Annotated in this window: 16 protein-coding genes; 9 read left to right on the top strand and 7 right to left on the bottom strand. The window is 73.3% G+C overall.

What is annotated here, in order from left to right; translation table 11 throughout:
- Positions 1 to 23 precede the first annotated feature (23 nt).
- Positions 24 to 1,853, top strand: a complete 1,830-nt coding sequence (locus tag B085_RS0103585) for an alkyl/aryl-sulfatase (protein ID WP_018557192.1) — start codon at positions 24 to 26, stop codon at positions 1,851 to 1,853.
- On the top strand, positions 1,850 to 2,860 hold the full coding sequence (locus tag B085_RS0103590; protein WP_018557193.1) for an alpha/beta fold hydrolase: 1,011 nt from the start codon (positions 1,850 to 1,852) through the stop codon (positions 2,858 to 2,860). Before B085_RS0103585 ends, B085_RS0103590 begins: the two co-directional genes overlap by 4 nt.
- A gap of 12 nt (positions 2,861 to 2,872) precedes the next feature.
- Here B085_RS0103590 and B085_RS0103595 read toward each other — a convergent pair whose 3' ends face one another.
- The 3 genes from B085_RS0103595 to B085_RS0103605 form a co-directional block, all read right to left on the bottom strand.
- Positions 2,873 to 3,775 (bottom strand): hypothetical protein, encoded by a 903-nt coding sequence (locus tag B085_RS0103595; RefSeq protein WP_018557194.1) that lies wholly within the window; start codon positions 3,773 to 3,775, stop codon positions 2,873 to 2,875.
- Between the two features lie 33 nt (positions 3,776 to 3,808).
- Complete coding sequence (locus tag B085_RS45380; protein ID WP_018557195.1) at positions 3,809 to 4,831, bottom strand: class I SAM-dependent methyltransferase; 1,023 nt, start codon at positions 4,829 to 4,831, stop codon at positions 3,809 to 3,811.
- A gap of 103 nt (positions 4,832 to 4,934) precedes the next feature.
- Positions 4,935 to 5,333 carry a VOC family protein gene (locus tag B085_RS0103605; protein ID WP_018557196.1) on the bottom strand — a complete coding sequence of 133 codons (399 nt, stop codon included), beginning with the start codon at positions 5,331 to 5,333 and terminating at the stop codon, positions 4,935 to 4,937.
- Between the two features lie 654 nt (positions 5,334 to 5,987).
- On the opposite strand from B085_RS0103605, the gene B085_RS45385 reads away from it, so the two are divergent.
- From B085_RS45385 to B085_RS0103630, 5 genes are all read left to right on the top strand, one after another.
- Positions 5,988 to 7,241 (top strand): acetamidase/formamidase family protein, encoded by a 1,254-nt coding sequence (locus B085_RS45385; RefSeq protein WP_158689642.1) that lies wholly within the window; start codon positions 5,988 to 5,990, stop codon positions 7,239 to 7,241.
- 99 nt (positions 7,242 to 7,340) lie between these two features.
- Positions 7,341 to 9,836: an aminopeptidase N gene (gene pepN, locus B085_RS0103615; protein WP_026250636.1), complete on the top strand. Its 2,496-nt coding sequence runs from the start codon at positions 7,341 to 7,343 to the stop codon at positions 9,834 to 9,836.
- A gap of 123 nt (positions 9,837 to 9,959) precedes the next feature.
- On the top strand, positions 9,960 to 10,100 hold the full coding sequence (locus B085_RS49080; protein WP_018557199.1) for a hypothetical protein: 141 nt from the start codon (positions 9,960 to 9,962) through the stop codon (positions 10,098 to 10,100).
- A 264-nt stretch (positions 10,101 to 10,364) separates the two neighbouring features.
- A complete protein-coding gene (locus B085_RS0103625; RefSeq protein WP_026250637.1) occupies positions 10,365 to 11,750 on the top strand; it encodes a pyridoxal phosphate-dependent decarboxylase family protein in 1,386 nt (461 codons plus the stop codon).
- Positions 11,747 to 13,180 carry a lysine N(6)-hydroxylase/L-ornithine N(5)-oxygenase family protein gene (locus B085_RS0103630; protein ID WP_018557201.1) on the top strand — a complete coding sequence of 478 codons (1,434 nt, stop codon included), beginning with the start codon at positions 11,747 to 11,749 and terminating at the stop codon, positions 13,178 to 13,180. The genes B085_RS0103625 and B085_RS0103630 overlap by 4 nt, the downstream gene beginning before the upstream one ends.
- Here B085_RS0103630 and B085_RS0103635 read toward each other — a convergent pair.
- From B085_RS0103635 to B085_RS0103645, 3 genes are read right to left on the bottom strand one after another with little or no spacing between them, the layout of a single operon-like run.
- Positions 13,122 to 13,880: a succinate dehydrogenase/fumarate reductase iron-sulfur subunit gene (locus tag B085_RS0103635; RefSeq protein ID WP_018557202.1), complete on the bottom strand. Its 759-nt coding sequence runs from the start codon at positions 13,878 to 13,880 to the stop codon at positions 13,122 to 13,124. The genes B085_RS0103630 and B085_RS0103635 overlap by 59 nt on opposite strands.
- Positions 13,877 to 15,811 carry a fumarate reductase/succinate dehydrogenase flavoprotein subunit gene (locus B085_RS0103640; protein ID WP_018557203.1) on the bottom strand — a complete coding sequence of 645 codons (1,935 nt, stop codon included), beginning with the start codon at positions 15,809 to 15,811 and terminating at the stop codon, positions 13,877 to 13,879. The genes B085_RS0103635 and B085_RS0103640 overlap by 4 nt, the downstream gene beginning before the upstream one ends.
- Positions 15,812 to 15,813: 2 nt before the next feature.
- The gene (locus tag B085_RS0103645) at positions 15,814 to 16,539 is read right to left on the bottom strand and encodes a succinate dehydrogenase cytochrome b subunit (RefSeq protein WP_037730947.1); all 726 of its coding nucleotides are present in this window, start codon (positions 16,537 to 16,539) and stop codon (positions 15,814 to 15,816) included.
- 93 nt (positions 16,540 to 16,632) lie between these two features.
- On the opposite strand from B085_RS0103645, the gene B085_RS0103650 reads away from it, so the two are divergent.
- On the top strand, positions 16,633 to 17,520 hold the full coding sequence (locus B085_RS0103650) for a LysR family transcriptional regulator (protein ID WP_018557205.1): 888 nt from the start codon (positions 16,633 to 16,635) through the stop codon (positions 17,518 to 17,520).
- A gap of 120 nt (positions 17,521 to 17,640) precedes the next feature.
- Here B085_RS0103650 and B085_RS0103655 read toward each other — a convergent pair whose 3' ends face one another.
- Positions 17,641 to 19,476, bottom strand: coding sequence for a bifunctional metallophosphatase/5'-nucleotidase (locus B085_RS0103655; RefSeq protein ID WP_018557206.1), 1,836 nt, complete (start codon positions 19,474 to 19,476; stop codon positions 17,641 to 17,643).
- A 175-nt stretch (positions 19,477 to 19,651) separates the two neighbouring features.
- On the opposite strand from B085_RS0103655, the gene B085_RS0103660 reads away from it, so the two are divergent.
- Entirely contained in the window at positions 19,652 to 20,356 is a 705-nt protein-coding gene (locus tag B085_RS0103660; RefSeq protein WP_018557207.1) for an SIMPL domain-containing protein, read from the top strand.
- The last annotated feature ends 100 nt before the right edge of the window (positions 20,357 to 20,456 follow it).

Raw genomic sequence — 20,456 nt, forward strand, 5'->3', positions numbered from 1 at the left:
CTAAACGCTGACATTGTGTCGTCATGACGGCTCTCGCACCCGGCGCAACCGAGGACACGACGGACTTCGCCGACGCCGACCGGGGATTCCTCGGTGCCCTGACCCCCGGCCGCGTCACCGACGGCGGCGGCCGGGTGGTCTGGGACGGTGACGCGTACTCCTTCCTGCAGGGCCCGTGCCCCGACACCGCGCACCCCGGCCTGTGGCGGCAGAGCCGGCTCGCGTCCCGGCAGGGCCTGTTCGAGGTCGTCGAAGGCATCTACCAGGTACGCGGCCTCGACCTGTCGAACATGACCCTCGTCGAGGGGGACCGCGGGGTCGTCGTCATCGATCCCCTCCGCTCCGCCGAGTGCGCCGCCGCCGCCCTCGCCCTCTACCGCGAGCACCGGGGGGACCGGCCCGTCACCGCCCTCATCTACAGCCACTCGCACGTCGACCACTTCGGCGGCGCCCGCGGCGTCCTGCCGCACGGCCACGCCCCGGTGCCCGTCCTCGCCCCGTCCGGCTTCCTGGAGCACGCCGCCGGCGAGAGCGTCGACGCCGGGGTCGCGATGACCCGCCGCGCCGTCTACATGTACGGCTCCGAACTGCCCAAGGGCCCGGCCGGGCAGATCGGCTGCGGCCTCGGCCAGACCGCCTCCACGGGCACCGTCACCCTGATCCCGCCCACCGTGCACGTCACCCGCACCGGCCAGGACGAGACGATCGACGGGGTCCGGATGATCTTCCAGCTGACCCCGGGGGCCGAGGCGCCCGCCGAGATGAACTTCCACTTTCCCGCCAACCGGGTGCTGTGCATGGCGGAGAACGCCACGCACACCATGCACAACGTCCTCACCCTGCGCGGCGCGCAGGTCCGCGACGCACGGCTGTGGGCGCACTACCTCAACGAGGCCCTCGTCCTCTTCGGCAACGCCTCCGACGTCGTCATCGCCTCCCATCACTGGCCGACCTGGAGCCGCGAGGGCATCCACCGGCTGCTGTCCCACCAGCGCGACCTGTACGCCTACCTCCACGACCAGACCCTGCGGCTGATCAACCGGGGCCTCACCGGCAGCGAGATCGCCGAGGAGCTGACCCTGCCCCCCGCCCTGGAACGGCTCAACTCCAACCGCGGCTACTACGGCTCCCTCAGCCACAACGTGAAGGCCGTCTACCAGCGTTACATGGGCTGGTTCGACGGCAACCCGGCCCACCTGTGGCAGCACCCCCCGGTGGCGGAGGCGCGCCGCTACGTGGACTGCCTCGGCGGCACCGACGCCACCGTCGCCAAGGCCAGGGAGTACGCCGAGGCGGGCGACCTGCGCTTCGCCGTCACCCTGCTGGGCCACGCCGTCTTCGCCGACCCCGGGCACGCCTGCGCGGTGGAGGAACTGGCCCTGCTCTACGAGCGCCTGGGGCACGGCTGCGAGAACGGGCCCTGGCGCAACTTCTACCTGATGGGCGCCCAGGAACTGCGGCAGGGCGTCACCAGGACCCCGGTCGTCATCGCCAACCCGGACGTGATGGCCGCCCTCACCGTCGACCAGCTCATCGACTCCCTCGCCATCCGCGTCAACGGCCCCAAGGCGTGGGACGTCCACCTGACCATCGACTGGCGCCTCACCGACGAGCACCGCACCTGGCACCTGACCCTCTCCAACGGCGCCCTCACCTACTTCTCCACCCAGGACGGGCGCCCCGCCGTACGGAACGCCGACCTGACGCTCACCCTCACCCGGCCCGAGCTGCACCGGCTCCTCGCGGGCGGCCGCTTCGAGGGAGTGGAGCACGAGGGGGACCTGAAGGTGGTCGCGACCCTCGTCGGGCTGCTGGACGCCGCCGACCAGGACTTCCCGATCGTCACGCCGTGAAGGTCCCCCGAAGCGCGGGGCGCGCGGCGGTCCGGCACCGCACCGTCGAAGCGAACGGAATCCGGCTGCACATCGCGGAGGCGGGCGAGGGCCCGCTCGTCCTGCTGCTGCACGGGTTCCCCGAGTGCTGGTACTCCTGGCGCCACCAGTTCGGGCCGTTCGCCGCCGCCGGCTACCGGGTGGTCGCCCCCGACCAGCGGGGCTACGGCCGCAGCGAACGGCCCGGTGCCGTCGAGGAGTACACCGTCCTCGACCTCGTCGGCGACGTCGTCGGCCTCGTGCACGCCCTCGGCGAGAGCCGCGCCGCCGTGGTCGGCCACGACTGGGGCGCCCCCGTCGCCTGGAACACCGCGCTGATGCGGCCGGACGTCGTCCGCGCCGTCGCCGGCCTCAGCGTCCCGCCGACCTTGCGCAGCGGCGGCACACCGCCGTTGCGGGCCATGCGGGAGCTGTACGGCGGGCACTTCTACTGGAACTACTTCGAGCGGCCCGGTGTCGCCGACGCCGAGTTCGCCGCCGACCCGCGGACGACCTTCCGGCGCCTCCTGTACGGCGCCTGCGGCGCCAACCCCGCCAACGACCCGGTTCCGGCGCAGCCCCTCGTACCGCCGGGCGGCGGCTTCCTAGGCATCGTCGAGGAGCCCGAGGAACTGCCGGAGTGGCTCACCGAGGAGGACCTCGACGCCTTCACCGCCGAGTACGCCGGGCCGGGCTTCACCGGCGGGCTCAACTGGTACCGCAACATCGACCGCAACTGGCGGCTGACCGCGCCCTGGACCGGCGCCGCGCTCCAGGTTCCCGCCCTCTACGTCACCGGCGACCGCGACCTCGTCCACGGCTTCCCGGGGATGTCCGAGCTGATCCCGGCGCTGCGGCGGCTCCACCCCACGCTGCGCGAACCGGTGGTGCTGCCCGGGTGCGGGCACTGGACCCAGCAGGAGCGCCCGGCGGAGGTCAACGCCGCGCTGCTGGACTTCCTGCGGGAGGCCGCCCCGCCCACCGGCTGAGCACCCGCGCGGTCAGGTGTCGCACTCCAGCACGGTCCGGCACAGCCCGCACCGTGCCTTCACCCGGCCCCGCACGGGTACCCGGATCCGCTGGTGGCACATGGGGCAGGGGAAGGAGACCCGCAGGGGGTCGCCGCCCTCGAAGGCGTAGCCGGCGGGCGGGTACGCGAGGCCGCGCCGCCGGTCGTGGGCGTACCGGCGGCGGCCCGCCCAGCCGCAGCCGACCATCGGCGGATGCCGCAGATCGTCCTCGGCGACCCGCAGTCCGGCCCGGTAGGCCTCGCGGGCCCTCGGGCTGGTGAGCCACGGCTCGATGTCGTCGCCGAAGGCCTGCGCCCGCTTGGCCAGGACGTAGCCGAACTCCTCCGGGGTGAGGTAGCCCAGCTTGGACGCGGCCGTCGTCAGCCGCTCCCCGAGCAGCGCCGGCTCCTCGCGGTAGGAGTCCAGCAGCAGCCATCCCGCGCCCAGATAGGTCGTGGCGGTGTCGGTCAGGATCTCGTTCTCCCGCACTCCGGGGAACTCCAGTCCCAGCCGGTGCAGGTAGACGTGCATGACCTCGTGCGCCAGCACCGCCCCGACGTCGCGCCGGTCGTCCCGGAAGCGGCCGTGCAGCTCCACGAAGTACTCGGGCCCCGCGGCCAGTTCCACGTTGCCCGCGTGCACCATGTCCCGGAAACTGACCACCATGCGGGCCTCCGGCAGGCGGAAGTGCTGCACGATGGCCCGGGCCACCCGCTGGGCGCCCAGATGGAGGTCCTCGTCCGCGGGGAAGGCCACGGCCTCCGGGCGCACGCTCGCCGGGAAGCGGCTCACCGTGTCGTACGACAGCCGCCGGTAGAGCGCGGTCAGGGCGGTCCGCACCTGCTCCAGATGCGGGAAGCCGTGCACGATCGGGCTGGACGACGGCTCGGTCACGGCGCCTCCCCAAGCGGGTACGACGCTTCGAGCCTACGCGTCGACCCAGGCCGTTGTCGCCGTGCGCTCCGGCCCCGCGCCGCGCGCCGAACCACCCACCGGCACACCCAGCGCCGCGAGCCGCTCCGCGGCGGTCGGCGCGGTGCCGCCCTCCGCCTGGTACACGCTGAGCAGCAGCCGGCCGCCCGGCTCCACGAGCTCCGCCAGGAGTCTGCGCACCAGGTCGCCCAGCCGGCGCTCGGGCACGCAGTCGGCGAGGGCGTGCACGAACGTGAACCGCCCGCCGTCCGCCGGCCGCCAGCCCAGCGCGTTGCCCACGGCTATCCGCCCGGCGCAGCGCGGCAGCCGGCGCCGGGCCAGCTCCACCAGGCGCGGGGCGAAGTCCACACCGTAGGGCTCGATCACCCGGCCCCGCTCCGCCGCCCACCCCCGCACCGAATCCATCAGCAGCCCGTTGGCGCAGCCGACGTCCAGGAACGTGCCGTCCTTGTGCAGCGCCTCGACCACCATCGAGCGCCGCGCGCGCCACTGCTCCGGCTCCCGGCCGAAGCCCGAACCGCCCTCGGGCGTGGTCGCCCGCAGGTAGGCGGGCTCCAGCAGGCGCAGGTTGTCGGCGAAGTACGAGGCGTCGTCCTGTTCCCGGAAGGAACGCGCGGCGTCCAGCACGGCACGCCGGTCGGGACCCTGGGGGAGCATGCCCGCGATCGTGCCGGCGTCGGCCACGACCAGGTCCGCGTCGGCGGCGTGCGGCCGCCGGCCCCGGTAGCGGTCGCCGTCCAGCCAGGCGTAGAGCCGCTGCCGCCCGGGGTCCCAGGCGAAGGGGTGCACACGCTGCCGGTAGTAGCCGGCGGTCTCCAGCGGCACCCGGGCGGCGGTGTCGAGGATCCAGTCCTCTCCGGGCAGCACCTCGCCGGAGGGCAGCCGCACCACCCCGTCGCCGCCGCGTACCGCGCCCACCAGGCCGCCCGGCAGGAACGGCACGAAGGTGACTTGGCGCACCGACGCGGGGTCCGGGTCCTGCCGGACCGGCTCGTACGCCGTCCGTCCCGTGTCCATACCGTCCCCCTCGGCCTTGTGTGTCCGCACGCCGCCGCACCCGGCGGCGGCATGTGGACACCGTACAAGCGGGCACCGACAGCGACACCGGGCCGGCGGCCCCTCACCCCGTGACGGCCGGCCCCGGAGTCTGCCCGTAGCAGAGGCAGAACGGGTGCCCTGCCGGGTCGGCGAAGACCCGGAAGCCGCTGCGCTCGCCGCCGCTGTCGTGCAGGAAGACGGCGCCCAGCGCCACGACCTCCTCGTGGGCCCGCTCCACGTCGGCGCGGGTCGGGACGTCGAAGTCGAGGTGGAACTGCTGGGGGTGCTCCGGGTCGGGCCAGCGCGGAGGCCGGTGGAAGGGCACTTCCTGGAAGGCGAACCGGGCACCGTGCGGGGCCGTCAGGGTCACCCACGAGGGGTCCGCGGTGTCCAGCGCCCAGCCCAGGACGCCCTGGTAGAAGGTGCCCAGCGCGGTCGGGTCCGGGCAGTCGATCACGGTGCACTGCAAGGTGGCGATCATCCGCCGAGCCTGCCCGGCGTCCTCCTGCGGACGCAAGACCCGCCTCCGGGACCATACTTTCGGCTGATACGGAACCCGTCCGGCGGTGGAGGCCCCGGCACCCTCGGGCTCAGTACGGTGGGACCCGTGGCCGGCCGCCCGTCGCCCGGCGGCCGGCCACGACGTCCGTACCGCCGCCGCCCGAGGGACCCCGACCCATGTCCGCCGTCCGCGCCACCTCCGCCGCGACCGTCCGGACCGCCGGCGCCCGGGGCGCTCGTGGTCCTCGTGGTCCTCGCGGGGTGCGTGGCCGGGACCCCCGGCGCCCTCGGTCCGGGGCCGGCCCGACCGGCGCGCTGCTGCCGGCGACGGGCGTCTTCGGTGTCCTCCACGCCGTCCGTCCGAGGTGAGCCCGGGATGCGGATGACGCACCGTCGCATCAACGTCCTCGCCCGCACGTCCCGCGCCCCCGGTTGCCGCGGCATTTCCGGCGGAGGATCGTGAGGAGCGGGGCCGCTCCCGCATCGGATGACGGAGTCGCGCGCCCTCGCAGCGGCGCGCCACCCGGTTCCCCGCCGCCTCGGGCGCCGCCCGGCCGACACCGGGTCGAGCCCCGAAAGCCGGGTGGCCCCGGGCACCCGGGACGCAGGGCCACGGGAGGCCGCGATGTGTTTCGTGCATTCTGGTACCGCAGGCGCCCGCAGCCTGGTCCAGCAGGCCTCCGCGGGACCGGCCGCGGCCGCGCTGTCGGCACTGGCGGCGGGTGGCGGGACGGTCGGCGGCATGGACGTCGCCGGCGCCGGCGGGCCGGACGTGACGACGGGACCGGACGGGGACAAGGTCGTGGACGGGTTCGGCCACGTGCTGCACAACCGATGGAACCGCGACCTGCGTCCGGTCACCACGGTGCGGCCGGGCGAGGTCGTCCAACTGCTGTGCCGCGACGCCCTGGACATCGGCGCCGCGGCCCGGACGATGACCCCCGAGGCGACCCTGACCATCGACCTGGGGAAGGTCCATCCGCTCACCGGCGCCATCGAGGTGGAGGGTGCGAAGCCAGGTGACATCCTCGAGGTCGAGGTCCTGGACGTCGCCCCCCTCGTGGACTTCGGCTACGTCGTCGTCAGCCCCGCCCTGGGCCTCTTCGGATCCCTGCGCCCCGAACCGCTCGCCCCGCTCGCCCCGTGGAGCGAGGCCTCCCAGCTGAGCGACCCCACTCCCGGCCCTGCCGCCGGTGCCCTGCCGGAGGACCAACCCCACAACAGCGGCGCCCCTTTCATCCAGTTGTTCGGCTTCGAGCGCGGCCAGAACACCGGCTTCGCCACGTTCACCGGCGCCGACACCGGCCGGCAGGCCCGCATCCCCGTCGCGCCCTTCATGGGGATCATGGGTGTCGCGCCCCTGCGCAAGGGCATGTACCGCACCTTCCCACCCGATGTCAGCGGCGGAATGGGCGGCAACACCGACATCCGGCAGCTCGTCAGGGGAACACGGATGCAGATCCCGGTCTACGCCGAGGGCGCGCTGTTCTCCGCCGGGGACGGGCACATGGCGCAGGGCGACGGAGAGGTGACCGGGACGGCCATCGAGACGCTCATGGCGGTCACCCTGCGCTTCGGCATCGTCCCGGACACGGTGATCGCGGGCCCCCGCGCCGTCGTGCCCGCCGCGGACCCGACCCAGCTGGCCCTGTCCGAGGAGATGCTCGCCCAGGGCTACTACCAGACGACCGGCACGGGACCGGACCTGATGGAGAACGCCAAGAACGCGGTCCGGGACATGATCGACTGGCTCGCCGCCGACCAGGGGCTGAGCCTGCACGAGGCCTACACGCTCTGCAGCGTGGCGGGCGACCTGAAGATCAACGAGACGGTGGACCTGCCGTCCTGGCTCGTGTCGATGACCCTTCCGCGCGGCATCTTCACCTGACGGCAGGCCGGGGCCGACGTCCGGGCGCCGGAGCCGGGCGACGGCGGGCCGTGGGGAACCCCCGTGCGCCACGGGCCGGGCATGGGGCAGCATGGCGGCATGCCTGCTCTCACGCGCGCCGAGGCCGAGACCCGCGCCCGGCTGATCGCCGTCCAGCACTACTCCGTCGACCTGGACCTCACCCGCGGCGACGAGGTGTTCGGATCCACCACCGAGATCCGCTTCACCGCCCTCGCCGACGGCGACACCTTCGTCGAGCTGAAGCCGGCCGTGCTGCACGCCGCCGTCCTGGACGGGCGGCCGCTGGACCCCGCGACCCTGGACGGCAACCGGCTGCCGCTCACCGGCCTCGCCGCCGGACCCCACGAGCTGCGGGTCGAGGCGGACATGCGGTACTCCCGCACCGGTGAGGGCATGCACCGCTTCACGGACCCGTCCGACGGCGAGACGTACCTGTACACGCAGCTCTTCCTGGACGACGTGCAGCGCGTCGTCGCCGCCTTCGACCAGCCCGACCTCAAGGCCGTCTTCGAGGTCGCCGTGACCGCGCCCCCCGCGTGGACCGTCCTCGGCAACGGCGTCGCCGAGCGCACCGGCGAGGCGGAGGGCCGCTGGCGCGTCGCGGCGACCCCGCCGATCAGCACCTACCTGCTCGCCGTCGCGGCCGGCCCCTGGCACTCGGTGCGCACCGAGCACGCGGGCCTGCCCTTCGGGCTGCACTGCCGCCGCTCGCTCGCCCCGTACCTGGACGCCGACGTCGAGGAGCTCTTCGACATCACCCGGCGCTGCTTCGACCGCTACCACGAGCTGTTCGAGGAGCCGTACCCCTTCGACTCCTACGACCAGGCCTTCGTCCCCGAGTTCAACGCGGGCGCGATGGAGAACCCCGGCCTGGTCACCTTCCGCGACGAGATGGTCTTCCGCTCCGCCGTCACCGACACCGAGCGGCAGACCCGCGGCATGGTCGTCGCCCACGAGATGGCCCACATGTGGTTCGGCGACCTGGTCACCCTGCGCTGGTGGGACGACATCTGGCTCAACGAGTCCTTCGCCGAGTACATGGGCTACCAGGTGCTCTCCGAGGCGACCCGGTTCACCGATACCTGGACCGACTTCGCCGTCGCCCGCAAGGGCTGGGGCTACGACGCCGACCAGCGCCCCTCCACCCACCCCGTCGCCCCCGCGCCGGAGGCCGTCCCCGACACCGCCTCGGCCCTGCTGAACTTCGACGGCATCTCCTACGCCAAGGGCGCCTCGGCGCTGCGCCAGCTCGTCACCTGGCTCGGCCGCAAGGACTTCCTCGCCGGCATCAACGAGCACTTCGCGCGGCACCGCTTCGGCAACGCCGCCCTCGCCGACTTCATCGACTCCCTCGCCGGCGCCACCGACCGCGACGTGCACGCCTGGGCCGACCGCTGGCTGCGCACGACCGGCGTCGACACGCTCACCCCCGTCCCCGCGGACGCCGACGGCGGCTGGCGGCTCGACGTCACGCAGCAGGGCGGCCGCCCGCACCGCGTCGCCGTCGCCGCGTACGACCGCGCCGGCGACGACCCGGCGCAACTGGTGCTGCGCGAGCGCTTCGAGACCGACGTGCCCGCGAACGGCGAGACGCCCGGCGCCCGTCCTGGAACCCGTCCCGACCTGGTGCTCCTCAACGACCAGGATCTGACGTACGCCAAGATCCGCTTCGACGCCCGGTCCTGGGACACCCTGGTCGCCGCGCTGCGCGGCCTGCCCGACCCGCTCAGCCGGGCCCTGGTCTGGAACTCCGCCCGCGACCTCGTCCGGGACGGCGAACTCCCGCCCGCCGCCTACCTCGACGTCGCCCGTACCCACCTGACGTACGAGACCGACATCGCCGTCGTGCAGGGGGTGCTCGGGTTCGCCCGCGGGCAGATCGCCGACCGCTACCTGCCCGCCGCCGAACGACCCGGCGCGCTCGCCACGCTGGAGGCGCTCGCCCGCGACCTGCTCTCCGGCGAGGACCCCGGGCTGCGGCTGGCCGCGGCTCGCGAGCTCATCGCCGCCACCGCCGACCCCGGTGCCCTGCGCGGCTGGCTCACCGAGGGCTCACTGCCCGGCGGGCCCGCGCTCGACCCCGAACTGCGCTGGCAGATCCTCACCCGGCTCAGCGTCCTGGGCGCGGCGTCGGACGAGGACATCGCGGCCGAACTGGCCTCCGACCCCAGCGCCACCGGCCAGGAGGGCGCCGCCCGCTGCCGGGCCGCACTGCCCGACCCGGAGGCCAAGCGGGACGCCTGGGCGCGGATGTTCGACGGCGACACCCTGTCCAACTACCTCTTCACCGCCACCGCCCAGGGCTTCTGGCAACCCGAACAGCTCGACCTCGTCCGGGAGTACGTGCCCCGCTTCTTCCCCGCCGCGGTGGCGGTCGCCGCCCGCCGGGGCCCCGCACTCGCCGAGGCGGCGGGCCGCTGGGCCTTCCCCGTCCCCGTCGTCGAGGCCGCCGTGCTCGACCTCGGCGAGGAGTGCCTCCGCACCGGCGACCCCGCCCCCACGCCCGCGCTGCGCCGCCGACTCGCCGACCAGCTCGACGACCTGCGCCGCGCCCTGCGCGTGCGGACCGGCTGAGGACGCCCGCGCGGGGCCGGGCGGCGCGGACGGCCACGGTGACCGGTGTGCGCCCGGGAGCCGATGGAGGCATTGCGCCGTACAGTGAGCGGCGCTCGAGCGGAAAGCAACCTGGAGGTACGCATGTTCGGCAGAGTCGGGGCACCGGAGCTGCTCCTGATACTGGTCGTACCGGCCGTCGTCGTCATCGGCATCGTGATCGCCGTCGTGCGCAGGCGGCAGCCCCGGCCCGACGCGGCGGCGTGGCAGGAGCGGCAGCACTGACCGCCTCGCACGCCGACTGACGCACCGAAGCCCCGCGGCGGCCCGGAACCATCCGGGCCGCCGCGGGGCTTCGCCATGGTCCCCGGGTGGGGCTCGCCCACGGGACCCGGGGCGGCGCCTCGGCTCGTGGGCGGTCCGCGGGTGCGCCGGGGCGGCGACCGTTCGGGGCGTGCTGGCAACACCCGGGGCGGGGGAGCGTCGTTACGCAGGTCGCCCAGCGCGCACGCGCCGGTGACCCGCGACAACGGAGAGGGCGCCGACTCCATGCCACCCCATCTCGCCGGCGGAAGTGAAGGGCCCGACCGGTTGCGCCCGTTGGTCGAGGACGCGCTCGGCGCGCTCGCGGCGGGGGCGGCCGCCCGGAAGGGACCGCTTCCCGCGGGTGGCCCGGAGGCGGTGGAGCGGCGGGTACGGGAGGTCCTGGGGGAGGCCCTGCCGGAGGACGGCACCGGGGTCGCGGAGGCGCTGCGCGCGCTGGTCGGGGTCGTCGCCGAGGGCGCGGCCGATCCGGCGGACCCTTTGTGCGCCGCCCACCTGCACTGCCCTCCGCTGGCCGTGGCGGTGGCGGCCGACCTGGCCGCGAGCGCGCTCAACCCCTCGATGGACTCCTGGGACCAGGCACCGGCCGCGACCGCGCTGGAGGCGGGGGTCACCCGCGCACTGGCCCGCCTGGTCCACCCGGACGCGGCCGCGCCGGACGCGCTGATCACGACCGGCGGCACGGAGTCCAACCAGCTCGCCCTGCTGCTGGCCCGGGAGACCGCCACCGGCGTGCGGGTCGTCGCCGGGGCCAACGGGCACCACAGCGTGCCGCGTTCCGCCTGGCTGCTCGGGATGCCCGCCCCCCTCGTCGTGGACACCCCCGGCGGGGTGCTCGACCCGGAGCGGGTGCGGGACGCGCTCGCCGCGGACGGGAGCCCGGCCCTGCTGGTCGCCACCGCGGGCACCACGGACTCGGGGGACATCGACCCGCTCCCCGAACTCGCCCGCGCCGCCCGGGAGTACGGTGCCCGCCTGCACGTCGACGCCGCGTACGGCGGGTCGCTGCTGTTCAGCGACCGGGAGGCGGCGAGGCTCACCGGGCTGCGGGAGGCCGACACCGTCACCCTCGACCTGCACAAACTGGGCTGGCAGCCCGTGGCGGCCGGGGTGCTCGCGGTGCGGGAGGCCGGGCTGCTGCGCCCGCTCGACCACCGCGCCGACTACCTGAACGCCGCCGACGACACCGAGGCCGGCCTCCCCGACCTGCTCGGCCGCTCGCTGCGCACCTCCCGCCGCCCCGACGTGCTGAAGATCGCCGTCACCCTGCGCGCCCTGGGCCGCCGCGGCCTGGGCGGGCTCGTCGAGGCCGTCTGCGACCGGGCCCGCCACCTCGCGGACCTGGTGGACCGGCACCCCGCACTGACCCTGCGTGCCCGTCCGGCCGTCAGCACCGTCCTCTTCCGCCCCACCGGCGCCGGCGACGAGGAGGTCGCCGCGATCCGCCGCCGGCTCATGCTCGACGGCCGCGCCGTCCTCGGCCGGGCCCGCGCCGACGGACGGCTCTGGCTCAAGGCCACCCTGCTCAACCCGGCCGCCGCACCCACCGACCTCGAGGCACTGCTCACGCTCGTATGCGCGACCCACCAGGAAGGCAGCACCCCCCGATGACCGCGACCGACGACCACGACCCCCACCGGGACCAGCCCTTCGACCTGCTCGGCATCGGCATCGGCCCGTGCAACCTGTCCCTGGCCGCGCTCGCCGACGGCGTGCCGTACCTCAGCGCGGCCTTCTACGAGCAGGAGCGCTCCTTCCGCTGGCACCCGGGGCTGCTGCTCGACGACGCCACCCTCCAGGTGCCGTTCCTCGCCGACCTGGTGAGCCTGGTCGATCCGACGAGCCGGTGGAGCTACCTGAACTACCTCAGGACCCGAGAGCGGCTCTTCCCGTTCTACTTCGCCGAGCGCTTCCACACGCACCGCGCCGAGTACGACGCCTACTGCCGGTGGGTCGCCGAGTCGCTGCCCAGCACCTGCTTCGGCCACCAGGTCGACACCGTCCGCTGGAACCCCGGGCGCGCCGTGTTCGAGGTGGACCACACCCGGCTGGACGCCGACGGCCAGGCCGAGGCCCTCGGCCGCACGTACGCCCGCAACCTGGTGCTCGGGGTCGGCAGCGCGCCGTACGTGCCGGAACCGCTGCGGCCGCTGGCGGAGTCGCCCGCCGTCCCCGTCGTGCACTCGGCCCACTACCTGGAGCACCGGGACCGGCTGCTGGCCGCCGAGCACGTCACCGTCGTCGGCTCCGGGCAGTCGGGCGCCGAGGTCTTCCTGGACCTGCTGCGCGCCCGGCCCGCCGGGCGCGAACGGCTGACGTGGATCGCCCGCAGCCCCTCGTTCGCGCCGATGGAGTACAGCAAGCTCGGCCTGGAGCAGTTCACCCCCGACTACACGCGCTTCTTCCACGGGCTGGCCGAGCCGGTCCGCGACAACCTCCTGCCCCGCCAGTGGCAGTTGCACCGGGCCATCGACCACGGGACGATCGGCGCCGTCCACGACGAGCTGTACCGCCGCACCCTGGGCGGCGGCTGGCCGGACGCCGTCCTCACCCCCGGTGTGACGGTCCGTACGGCCGGCCGGATGGGCCTGGGAGCCGTCGAACTCCACCTGGAGCACGAGCAGCAGGGCACCCGCAGCCGGCTGGTCACCAACGCGGTCGTCCTCGCCACCGGCTACCGCGAGCGCTCCCTGGACGCGCTGCTCGCCCCGATCCACCCGTACATCCGCCGCGACGCGTCCGGCCGGCCCAGGATCGACGAGTGCCACCGGCTGGAGCTGGACCCGGTCGTCGCGGGCACCGGCGCGGCCGTGCACGTGCAGAACGCCGAGCGCCACACCCACGGTGTCGGCGCCCCCGACCTGGGGCTCGCCGCGTGGCGCTCGGCGGTCGTCCTCAACGCGGTGACCGGCAAGGAGCCCTACCCGCTGCCCTCCCGGACGGCCTTCACGACCTTCGGGCTCGGGGCGGCCACCGAGCCGGTCAGCCCTTGGACCGCGACTTCTCCTTGCGCAAGGCCCGCAGGTACTCGCGGTTCATAGCGGCGATCGACGGCAGCGGGATGCCCTTGGGGCAGGCCGTGGCGCACTCCCCGGTGTTGGTGCAGCCGCCGAAGCCCTGGTCGTCCATGGCCGCGACCATGTCCAGCACCCGGGTCTCGCGCTCGGGCTGCCCCTGGGGCAGCACGTTGAGGTGGTTGACCTTGGCCGAGGTGAACAGCATCGCCGAGCCGTTGGGGCAGGCCGCCACGCACGCGCCGCAGCCGATGCACTCGGCGTGCTCGAAGGCGAAGTCGGCGGCCTCCTTGGGCACGGCCGTCGCGTGCGCCTCGGGAGCGCTGCCGGTGGGCACGCTGATGTAGCCGCCCGCCTGGATCACCCGGTCGAAGGCCGAGCGGTCCACCACTAGGTCCTTGACGACCGGGAAGGCGGCGGCCCGCCACGGCTCGACGTCGACGGTGTCGCCGTCCTTGAAGTGCCGCATGTGCAGCTGGCAGGTGGTGGTCCGCTCCGGGCCGTGTGCCTGGCCGTTGATGACCATGCCGCAGGCGCCGCAGATGCCCTCCCGGCAGTCGTGGTCGAAGGCCACGGGCTCGTCGCCCGCGAGGATCAGCTCCTCGTTGAGGACGTCGAGCATCTCCAGGAAGGACATGTCGGGGCTGATGTCCTCGACGCGGTAGGTGACCATGGCGCCCTCCTCCTCGGAGGACTGCTGGCGCCAGATGCGCAGGGTGAGGTTCACGCGTAGCTCCGCTGGGTGGGGTGTACGTACTCGAAGTCGAGGGCCTCCTTGTGGAGCACCGGGTCCTCGCCGGGACCGGTGAACTCCCAGGCCGCGGCGTACGAGAAGTTCTCGTCGTCGCGCAGGGCCTCGCCGTCCGGGGTCTGGCTCTCCTCGCGGAAGTGGCCGCCGCAGGACTCGGCGCGGTGCAGGGCGTCCAGGCACATCAGCTCGGCCAGCTCCAGGAAGTCGGCGACCCGGTTGGCCTTCTCCAGGGACTGGTTCAGCTCCACGCCGCTGCCGGGCACCTTCACCCGGCGCCAGAACTCCTCGCGCAGCGCCGGGATCCGCTCCAGCGCCTTGCGCAGCCCGGACTCGGTGCGGGCCATGCCGCACTCGTCCCAGAGCAGTTCGCCCAGCTCGCGGTGGAAGGAGTCCGGGGTGCGGTCGCCGTCCACGGCGAGCAGCAGCTTCAGCCGGTCCTCGACGTCGGCGACGGCCTCGGCGACCGCGGGGTGGTCGGGGGCCACGGTGTCGTGGGGGCCGCGCGCCAGGTAGTCGTTGATGGTGGCGGGCAGGACGAAGTAGCCGTCGCCCAGGCCCTGCATCAGGGCGCTGGCGCCCAGCCGGTTCGCGCCGTGGTCGGAGAAGTTGGCCTCGCCGATGGCGAACAGGCCCGGGACGGTGGTCTGCAGGTCGTAGTCGACCCACAGGCCGCCCATCGTGTAGTGCACGGCGGGGTAGATCCGCATGGGCCGGGTGTAGGGGTCCTCGGCGGTGATCCGCTCGTACATCTCGAAGAGGTTGCCGTACTTCTCCTCCACCTTGGCGCGGCCCATGCGGGCGATCGCGTCGGCGAAGTCCAGGTAGACGCCCTGGCCGCCCGGCCCGACGCCGCGGCCCTCGTCGCAGACGTTCTTGGCGGCGCGGGAGGCGATGTCCCGGGGCACCAGGTTGCCGAAGGAGGGGTAGATCCGCTCCAGGTAGTAGTCGCGCTCGTCCTCGGGGATCTCGTTCGGCGCACGTGTGTCGCCCTTGGCCTTCGGCACCCAGATGCGGCCGTCGTTGCGCAGCGACTCGCTCATCAGCGTGAGCTTGGACTGGTGGTCGCCGGAACGCGGGATGCAGGTCGGGTGGATCTGCGTGAAGCAGGGGTTGGCGAAGTACGCGCCGCGTCGGTGGGCCCGCCAGATGGCGGTGGCGTTGGAGCCCTTGGCGTTGGTCGACAGATAGAAGACGTTTCCGTAGCCGCCGCTGGCCAGCACCACGGCGTCGCCCATGTGCACCGACACCTCGCCCGTCACCAGGTCGCGGGCGACGATGCCGCGGGCCTTGCCGTCCACCACGATCAGGTCGAGCATCTCGGTGCGCGCGTGCAGTTCCACGTTGCCCGCGTCGATCTGCCGCGACAGCGCCTGGTAGGCGCCGAGCAGCAGCTGCTGGCCCGTCTGGCCGCGGGCGTAGAAGGTGCGGGAGACCTGGACGCCGCCGAAGGAGCGGGTGTCCAGCAGGCCGCCGTACTCGCGGGCGAAGGGCACGCCCTGTGCCACGCACTGGTCGATGATCTGCACCGAGACCTCGGCGAGGCGGTGGACGTTCGACTCGCGCGCGCGGAAGTCGCCCCCCTTGACGGTGTCGTAGAACAGGCGGTGCACGCTGTCGCCGTCGTTGCGGTAGTTCTTCGCGGCGTTGATGCCGCCCTGGGCGGCGATGGAGTGCGCCCGGCGCGGGGAGTCCTGGTAGCAGAACTGCACGACGTGGTAGCCCTGCTCGGCCAGGGTGGCGCCCGCGGCGCCGCCCGCCAGGCCCGTGCCGACCACGATCACCGTGTGCTTGCGGCGGTTGGCCGGGTTGACCAGCTTCGCCTCGAACCTGCGACGGTCCCAGCGCTCGGCGATCGGTACGTCCGGCGCCTTGGTGTCGGCGATCGGTTCGCCCAGTCGGTAATCCATGGTCAGTCCACCAATCCGGTCATCACGGCGACGGGTACGACGAGGAAGCCGGCGGTCAGCGAGGCCGCCAGCACGTTCGCCGTGATCTTCAGCGCGCGGTCGCGGCGCTTGTTCACCGCTCCCAGGGTCTGCGCGGCGCTCCAGAAGCCGTGCCTGATGTGCAGGCCGAGGGCGAGCATCGCGACGATGTAGACGACGTTCACCCACCAGATCCGGAAGTCGGCCACGATGTTCTCGTAGGGGTGGTGCTCCTTGCCCAGCGGGTTCACGGTGAGCGTCGTCAGGTCGAGGATGTGCCAGACGATGTAGAGGCCGAGGATCACCCCGCCCCAGCGCATCGTCCGGGTCGCGTAGCTGGCCCGCTGCCGCTTGTGCTCGTACTTCGCCGGGCGTGCCTTGATGTCGCGCTTGCTGAGCTGGTAGGCGGCGACGCCGTGCAGCACCACCGCGACGACCAGGCCGGTGCGCTGGATGTACAGGTACCAGCTGTTGTGCAGGGCGGGCTCACCGATGGTGCGCAGCCACGCCGCGTACCCGTTGAACTCCTCCGCGCCGAAGAAGATCTTCAGATTGCCCAGCATGTGCGCGACCAGGAACAGCAGCATGATCACGCCGGTCCCGGCCATGACCGCCTTCTTGCCCACGGTCGAGCCCCACAGTGCCCGTAGGAGCGACGGGCGGCGGCCCGTGCCGGTCGTCGTCCTCGTCCTCGTCGTCGCCAAAGCCATGGGCCCGACGCTAGGTCCGCCTGCTACGACAGGTCCAAGACATGTTCCGGCTCGTTTCGATAGGGGGCGCCTATCGTGGGTTATCGTGCGGTCATGCAGCTGCAGCAGCTCGTGTACTTCCTGGCGGTCTCCGACACCCTGCACTTCACCCGCGCCGCCGAGCGCGTCCACGTCGCGCAGCCCTCGCTGTCGCAGCAGATCAAGGCACTGGAGCGGGAGCTGGGCGCGAACCTGTTCAGCCGGGCCCGGGGCAACATCGCGCTGACCGACGCCGGGGAGGCCCTGCTGCCGCTGGCCCGCCGCATCATCGCCGACACCGAGACCGCCACCCAGGAGGTCCAGGAGCTGGTGCAGCTGCGCCGCGGCCGGGTGCGCCTCGGCGCGACCCCCAGCCTCGCCACCGGCCTGCTGCCGGACGTGCTGCGCGACTTCCACGACCGTTACCCGGGCATCCGGCTGGTCGTCGAGGAGGGTGGTTCACGCGACCTGGTGCGCGAGCTGGCCTCCGGCAGCCTCGACCTCGCCCTGATCGTCCTGCCGCTGCAGAGCCACGACCCCGCCCTGGACGCCACGCCGCTGCTCCACGAGGACCTGGTGGTGGTCACCGCCGCCGACGCCCCGCCACCCTCCGCGGGCCCCACCATCCGTGTCGGCGACCTCAGGGACCGGCCGCTGGTCATGTTCCGCAACGGTTACGACCTGCGGGAGCTCACCGTCACCGCGTGCCGGGCGGCGGGTTTCGAGCCGCGCTTCGCGATCGAGGGCGGCGAGATGGACGCCGTGCTGGGCTTCGTGGAGGCGGGACTCGGGCCGGCGGTCGTGCCCAGCATGGTCGCCGGACGCCGTCCCCGGCTGCGTACGACGCCCTTCGAGGCCCCCGGGCTGCAGCGCACCGTCGCCCTGGCGCACCGCAAGGACGCCGAGCCCCCGCGCGCCGCCCGCGAGCTGCGCCGCGTGCTCCTCGAACACGTACCAGCCTGAGGCCCGAGGCCCGAGGCCCGAGCCCGCCGGCCGGCGCGACGGCCGCCGCCGAACGCCCGGAGGGCGTGTGCGCGCCGCGCACACGCCCTCCGGTTCTCCGCTGCGAACCCCTGCCCGGGTCTAGAAGACCGGCGCGCCGCCACGTGTCAGCTTCCAGTCCTGCGAGCCGAACCGCGCCGGGTCGATGGAGCCGTTGGCCTGCACCCAGGTGATGATGGTGTTGCGGATCTCCTCGGAGTTCGCCCACACCTGCTGCGCCGTGGCGACACCGGGGAAGTTGCCGCCGCCGTTGGCCCGGTAGTTGTTGACGGCCAGCACGAAGCGGGCCGACTCGTCGATCGGCGCACCCTGGAAGAGCACGTTCGACACCCGGGAACCGGCGGGCCGGGAGATGTCGATGTCGTAGGTGACGCCGCCGACGACGTCGTAGTTGTAGTCCGGCGTGCCGTTCGCGTTCGTCAGCTTCGCGACGTCGACGGGCGCGTCGGGCGCGGTCTGCACGAAGTAGTTCGCCGAGAACTCGATGTACGCCTTGATCTGGGCACCGGTCAGGATCCGGGCCTCCAGGGTGTTCTCGAAGACGTACAGCCCCGCGACGTCGCGGATGGTGACCCGGCCCGCCGGGATGGCCGCGGTGCGCGAGAAGCAGGCCGCCTGCGACAGCACGGGCAGGGAGGCGTACTCCGTCGCGGCGAGCGCCGCCTTGACCGTCTCGGCCTGGACGAAGTTGATGAAGTCGATGATCGGCGTGTCCTTGTAGGGCGACTCCTGCGCCGACATCGCGGCGGCCGAGGTGCCGATCACCTGGTTGACGTAGCCCACGACCTCCTTGTGCTCGTCCGCGAGCAGCCGGACGATCCGCGGGTCCTCCTCGGCCGTGTTGGAGTTGAGGACGGACGCGCCCACGGTGACGACCTCCCACTTGCCCCGGACCAGCTCCAGGCCGAAGTCGAAGACGGTCAGCCGCTGGCCCCACTTCAGCGGCTCGGAGAGCACCACGCCCTGGCCGGTCTGCTTGTTGGCCACCACGTACTCGGGGATCTCGGAGTGGGCGTGTCCGACCAGGATCGCGTCGATGCCCGGCACCTGCTCGGCGACGAGCGCCGCGGCGTTCTCGACGTACGGCAGCTGGTCACCGTAGGAGGAGGTGCCGGAGGACCCGCTGTGGGCCGAGACGACGACCACGTCCGCGCCCATGGCGCGCAGCCGTGGCACGTACTTCGCGGCCTGCTCCTCCAGGCCCGGGAAGGTCATTCTGCCCTGCACGTTGGCCTTGTCCCAGATCGCGATGCCGGGGTTGGTCAGGCCCAGGACCGCCACCTTCACGTCGGGCGCGCCCTTCACGCGCAGCCGGTGGAAGGAGTAGGGCGCGAAGGCCGGCCGGCCCGTGCGCGCGTCGAGCGCGTTCGCGCCGAGCAGCGGGAAGTCGCACTGCTCCTCGAACTTGCGCAGCACGGGGATGCCGTAGTTGAACTCGTGGTTGCCCAGCGCCGCCGCGTCGTAGCCGATGGCGTTCATGGCCTGCGCCATCGGGTGCACCGGACCGTGCTTGGCGGTGATCGGGTCGATCTTGGCGTAGTAGTAGGACAGCTGGGTGCCCTGGATGGTGTCGCCCGCGTCGATCAGCAGGGTGTTGCCGCGGCCCTTGGCGGCGCGCTGCTGAGCGACCAGCGTGGAGATCTTGGCGAGACCGACGTCGTTGTGCGCCTTGTCGTCGTACTCGGCGTCGGTGAAGTAGTCCCAGTTGAAGACGTTGCCGTGCAGGTCGGTGGTGCCGAGGACGCTGAAGGAGTACTTCTTCGGTCCGTGCCCGTGCCCGTGCCCGTGCCCGGGGCCGTGGCGGCCCGTGGCCTGGGCCGGGGCCGCACCGGCCACGGCGCCCGCCGTGCCGGCGAGCGCGAGACCCGCGCCGGTGGCGGCGGAGCGGTTGAGGAAGTCCCTGCGGTTCAGCGGCATACGTCGGCTCCTGGGATCCCGGTGGCGCCCCCGGTGGTCGCCAGGGGCGGGATGATCGTCTTTTTGTGGTGTTAACGCGCGTAGATTCTGGCGCAAGGGCGCTCCCGGCAACACCCCCGCCAGGTTGCGAACAGATGACTCGTCACGGCCGCGGCGGCCTGGCAGGGTGGGACGCATGACCACAGAACCGGCCAGGACGTACCCGACGCCCGAGACCCCGCACGTGGGGGTTCGGGGCGAGGCGACCCTCGAGGTCGAGCCCGAGCTCGCCCGGATCGCCGTCACCGTCAGTGCCCGGGGCACCGACCGCCGCGCGACGCTGGACGACCTCACCCGGCGCAACGCGCAAGTGCTCGAACTCGTCAAGGGCTGTGCCGACGTCGTCGAGAAGCTGGAGACCGGCGCCTTCGTGATCACCCCCGAGCTGCGGGAGCGGGGCCGCGGCGAACGCGTACGGGCGTACCACGGCAGCGTGCGCGTGGGCGCGGCCCTCACCGACTTCACCGTTCTGGGGGAGCTCACCACCCGGCTGGCCGATCTGGAGCTCACCCGCGTCGACGGTCCCTGGTGGTCTCTGCGCCCCGACTCCCCGGCCTACGGCGAGGCCCGCCGGCAGGCCGTGCGCGACGCGGTGCAGCGCGCCCGCGAGTACGCCGAGGCGCTCGGCGCCCGCCTGGTCGCCCTGGTCGAGCTGACCGACGAGGGCGTGCAGCAGTCCGCACCCTTCCGCGCCCGGCCGGCGATGCGGACCGCCGCCTTCGCGGCGCCCGGCGGCGGCGCGGAGTCCGCACCCGCCCTTGACATGGAGCCGGAGCGACAGAGCGTGTACGCCCAGGTCACCGCGCACTTCACGATGACGGCCCCCGATCTGTCGTCCTGAGGCGCGCCGCACCCGCGGTGTGCTCATCAGAGCGGAACACGGCTCACTTCACCACTTGTCAACAACCGTTAATCAGGCTGACGTTGGTCAGTCGCATTCC

The organism is Streptomyces sp. BoleA5 (assembly GCF_000373665.1).
GTDB lineage: Bacteria > Actinomycetota > Actinomycetes > Streptomycetales > Streptomycetaceae > Actinacidiphila.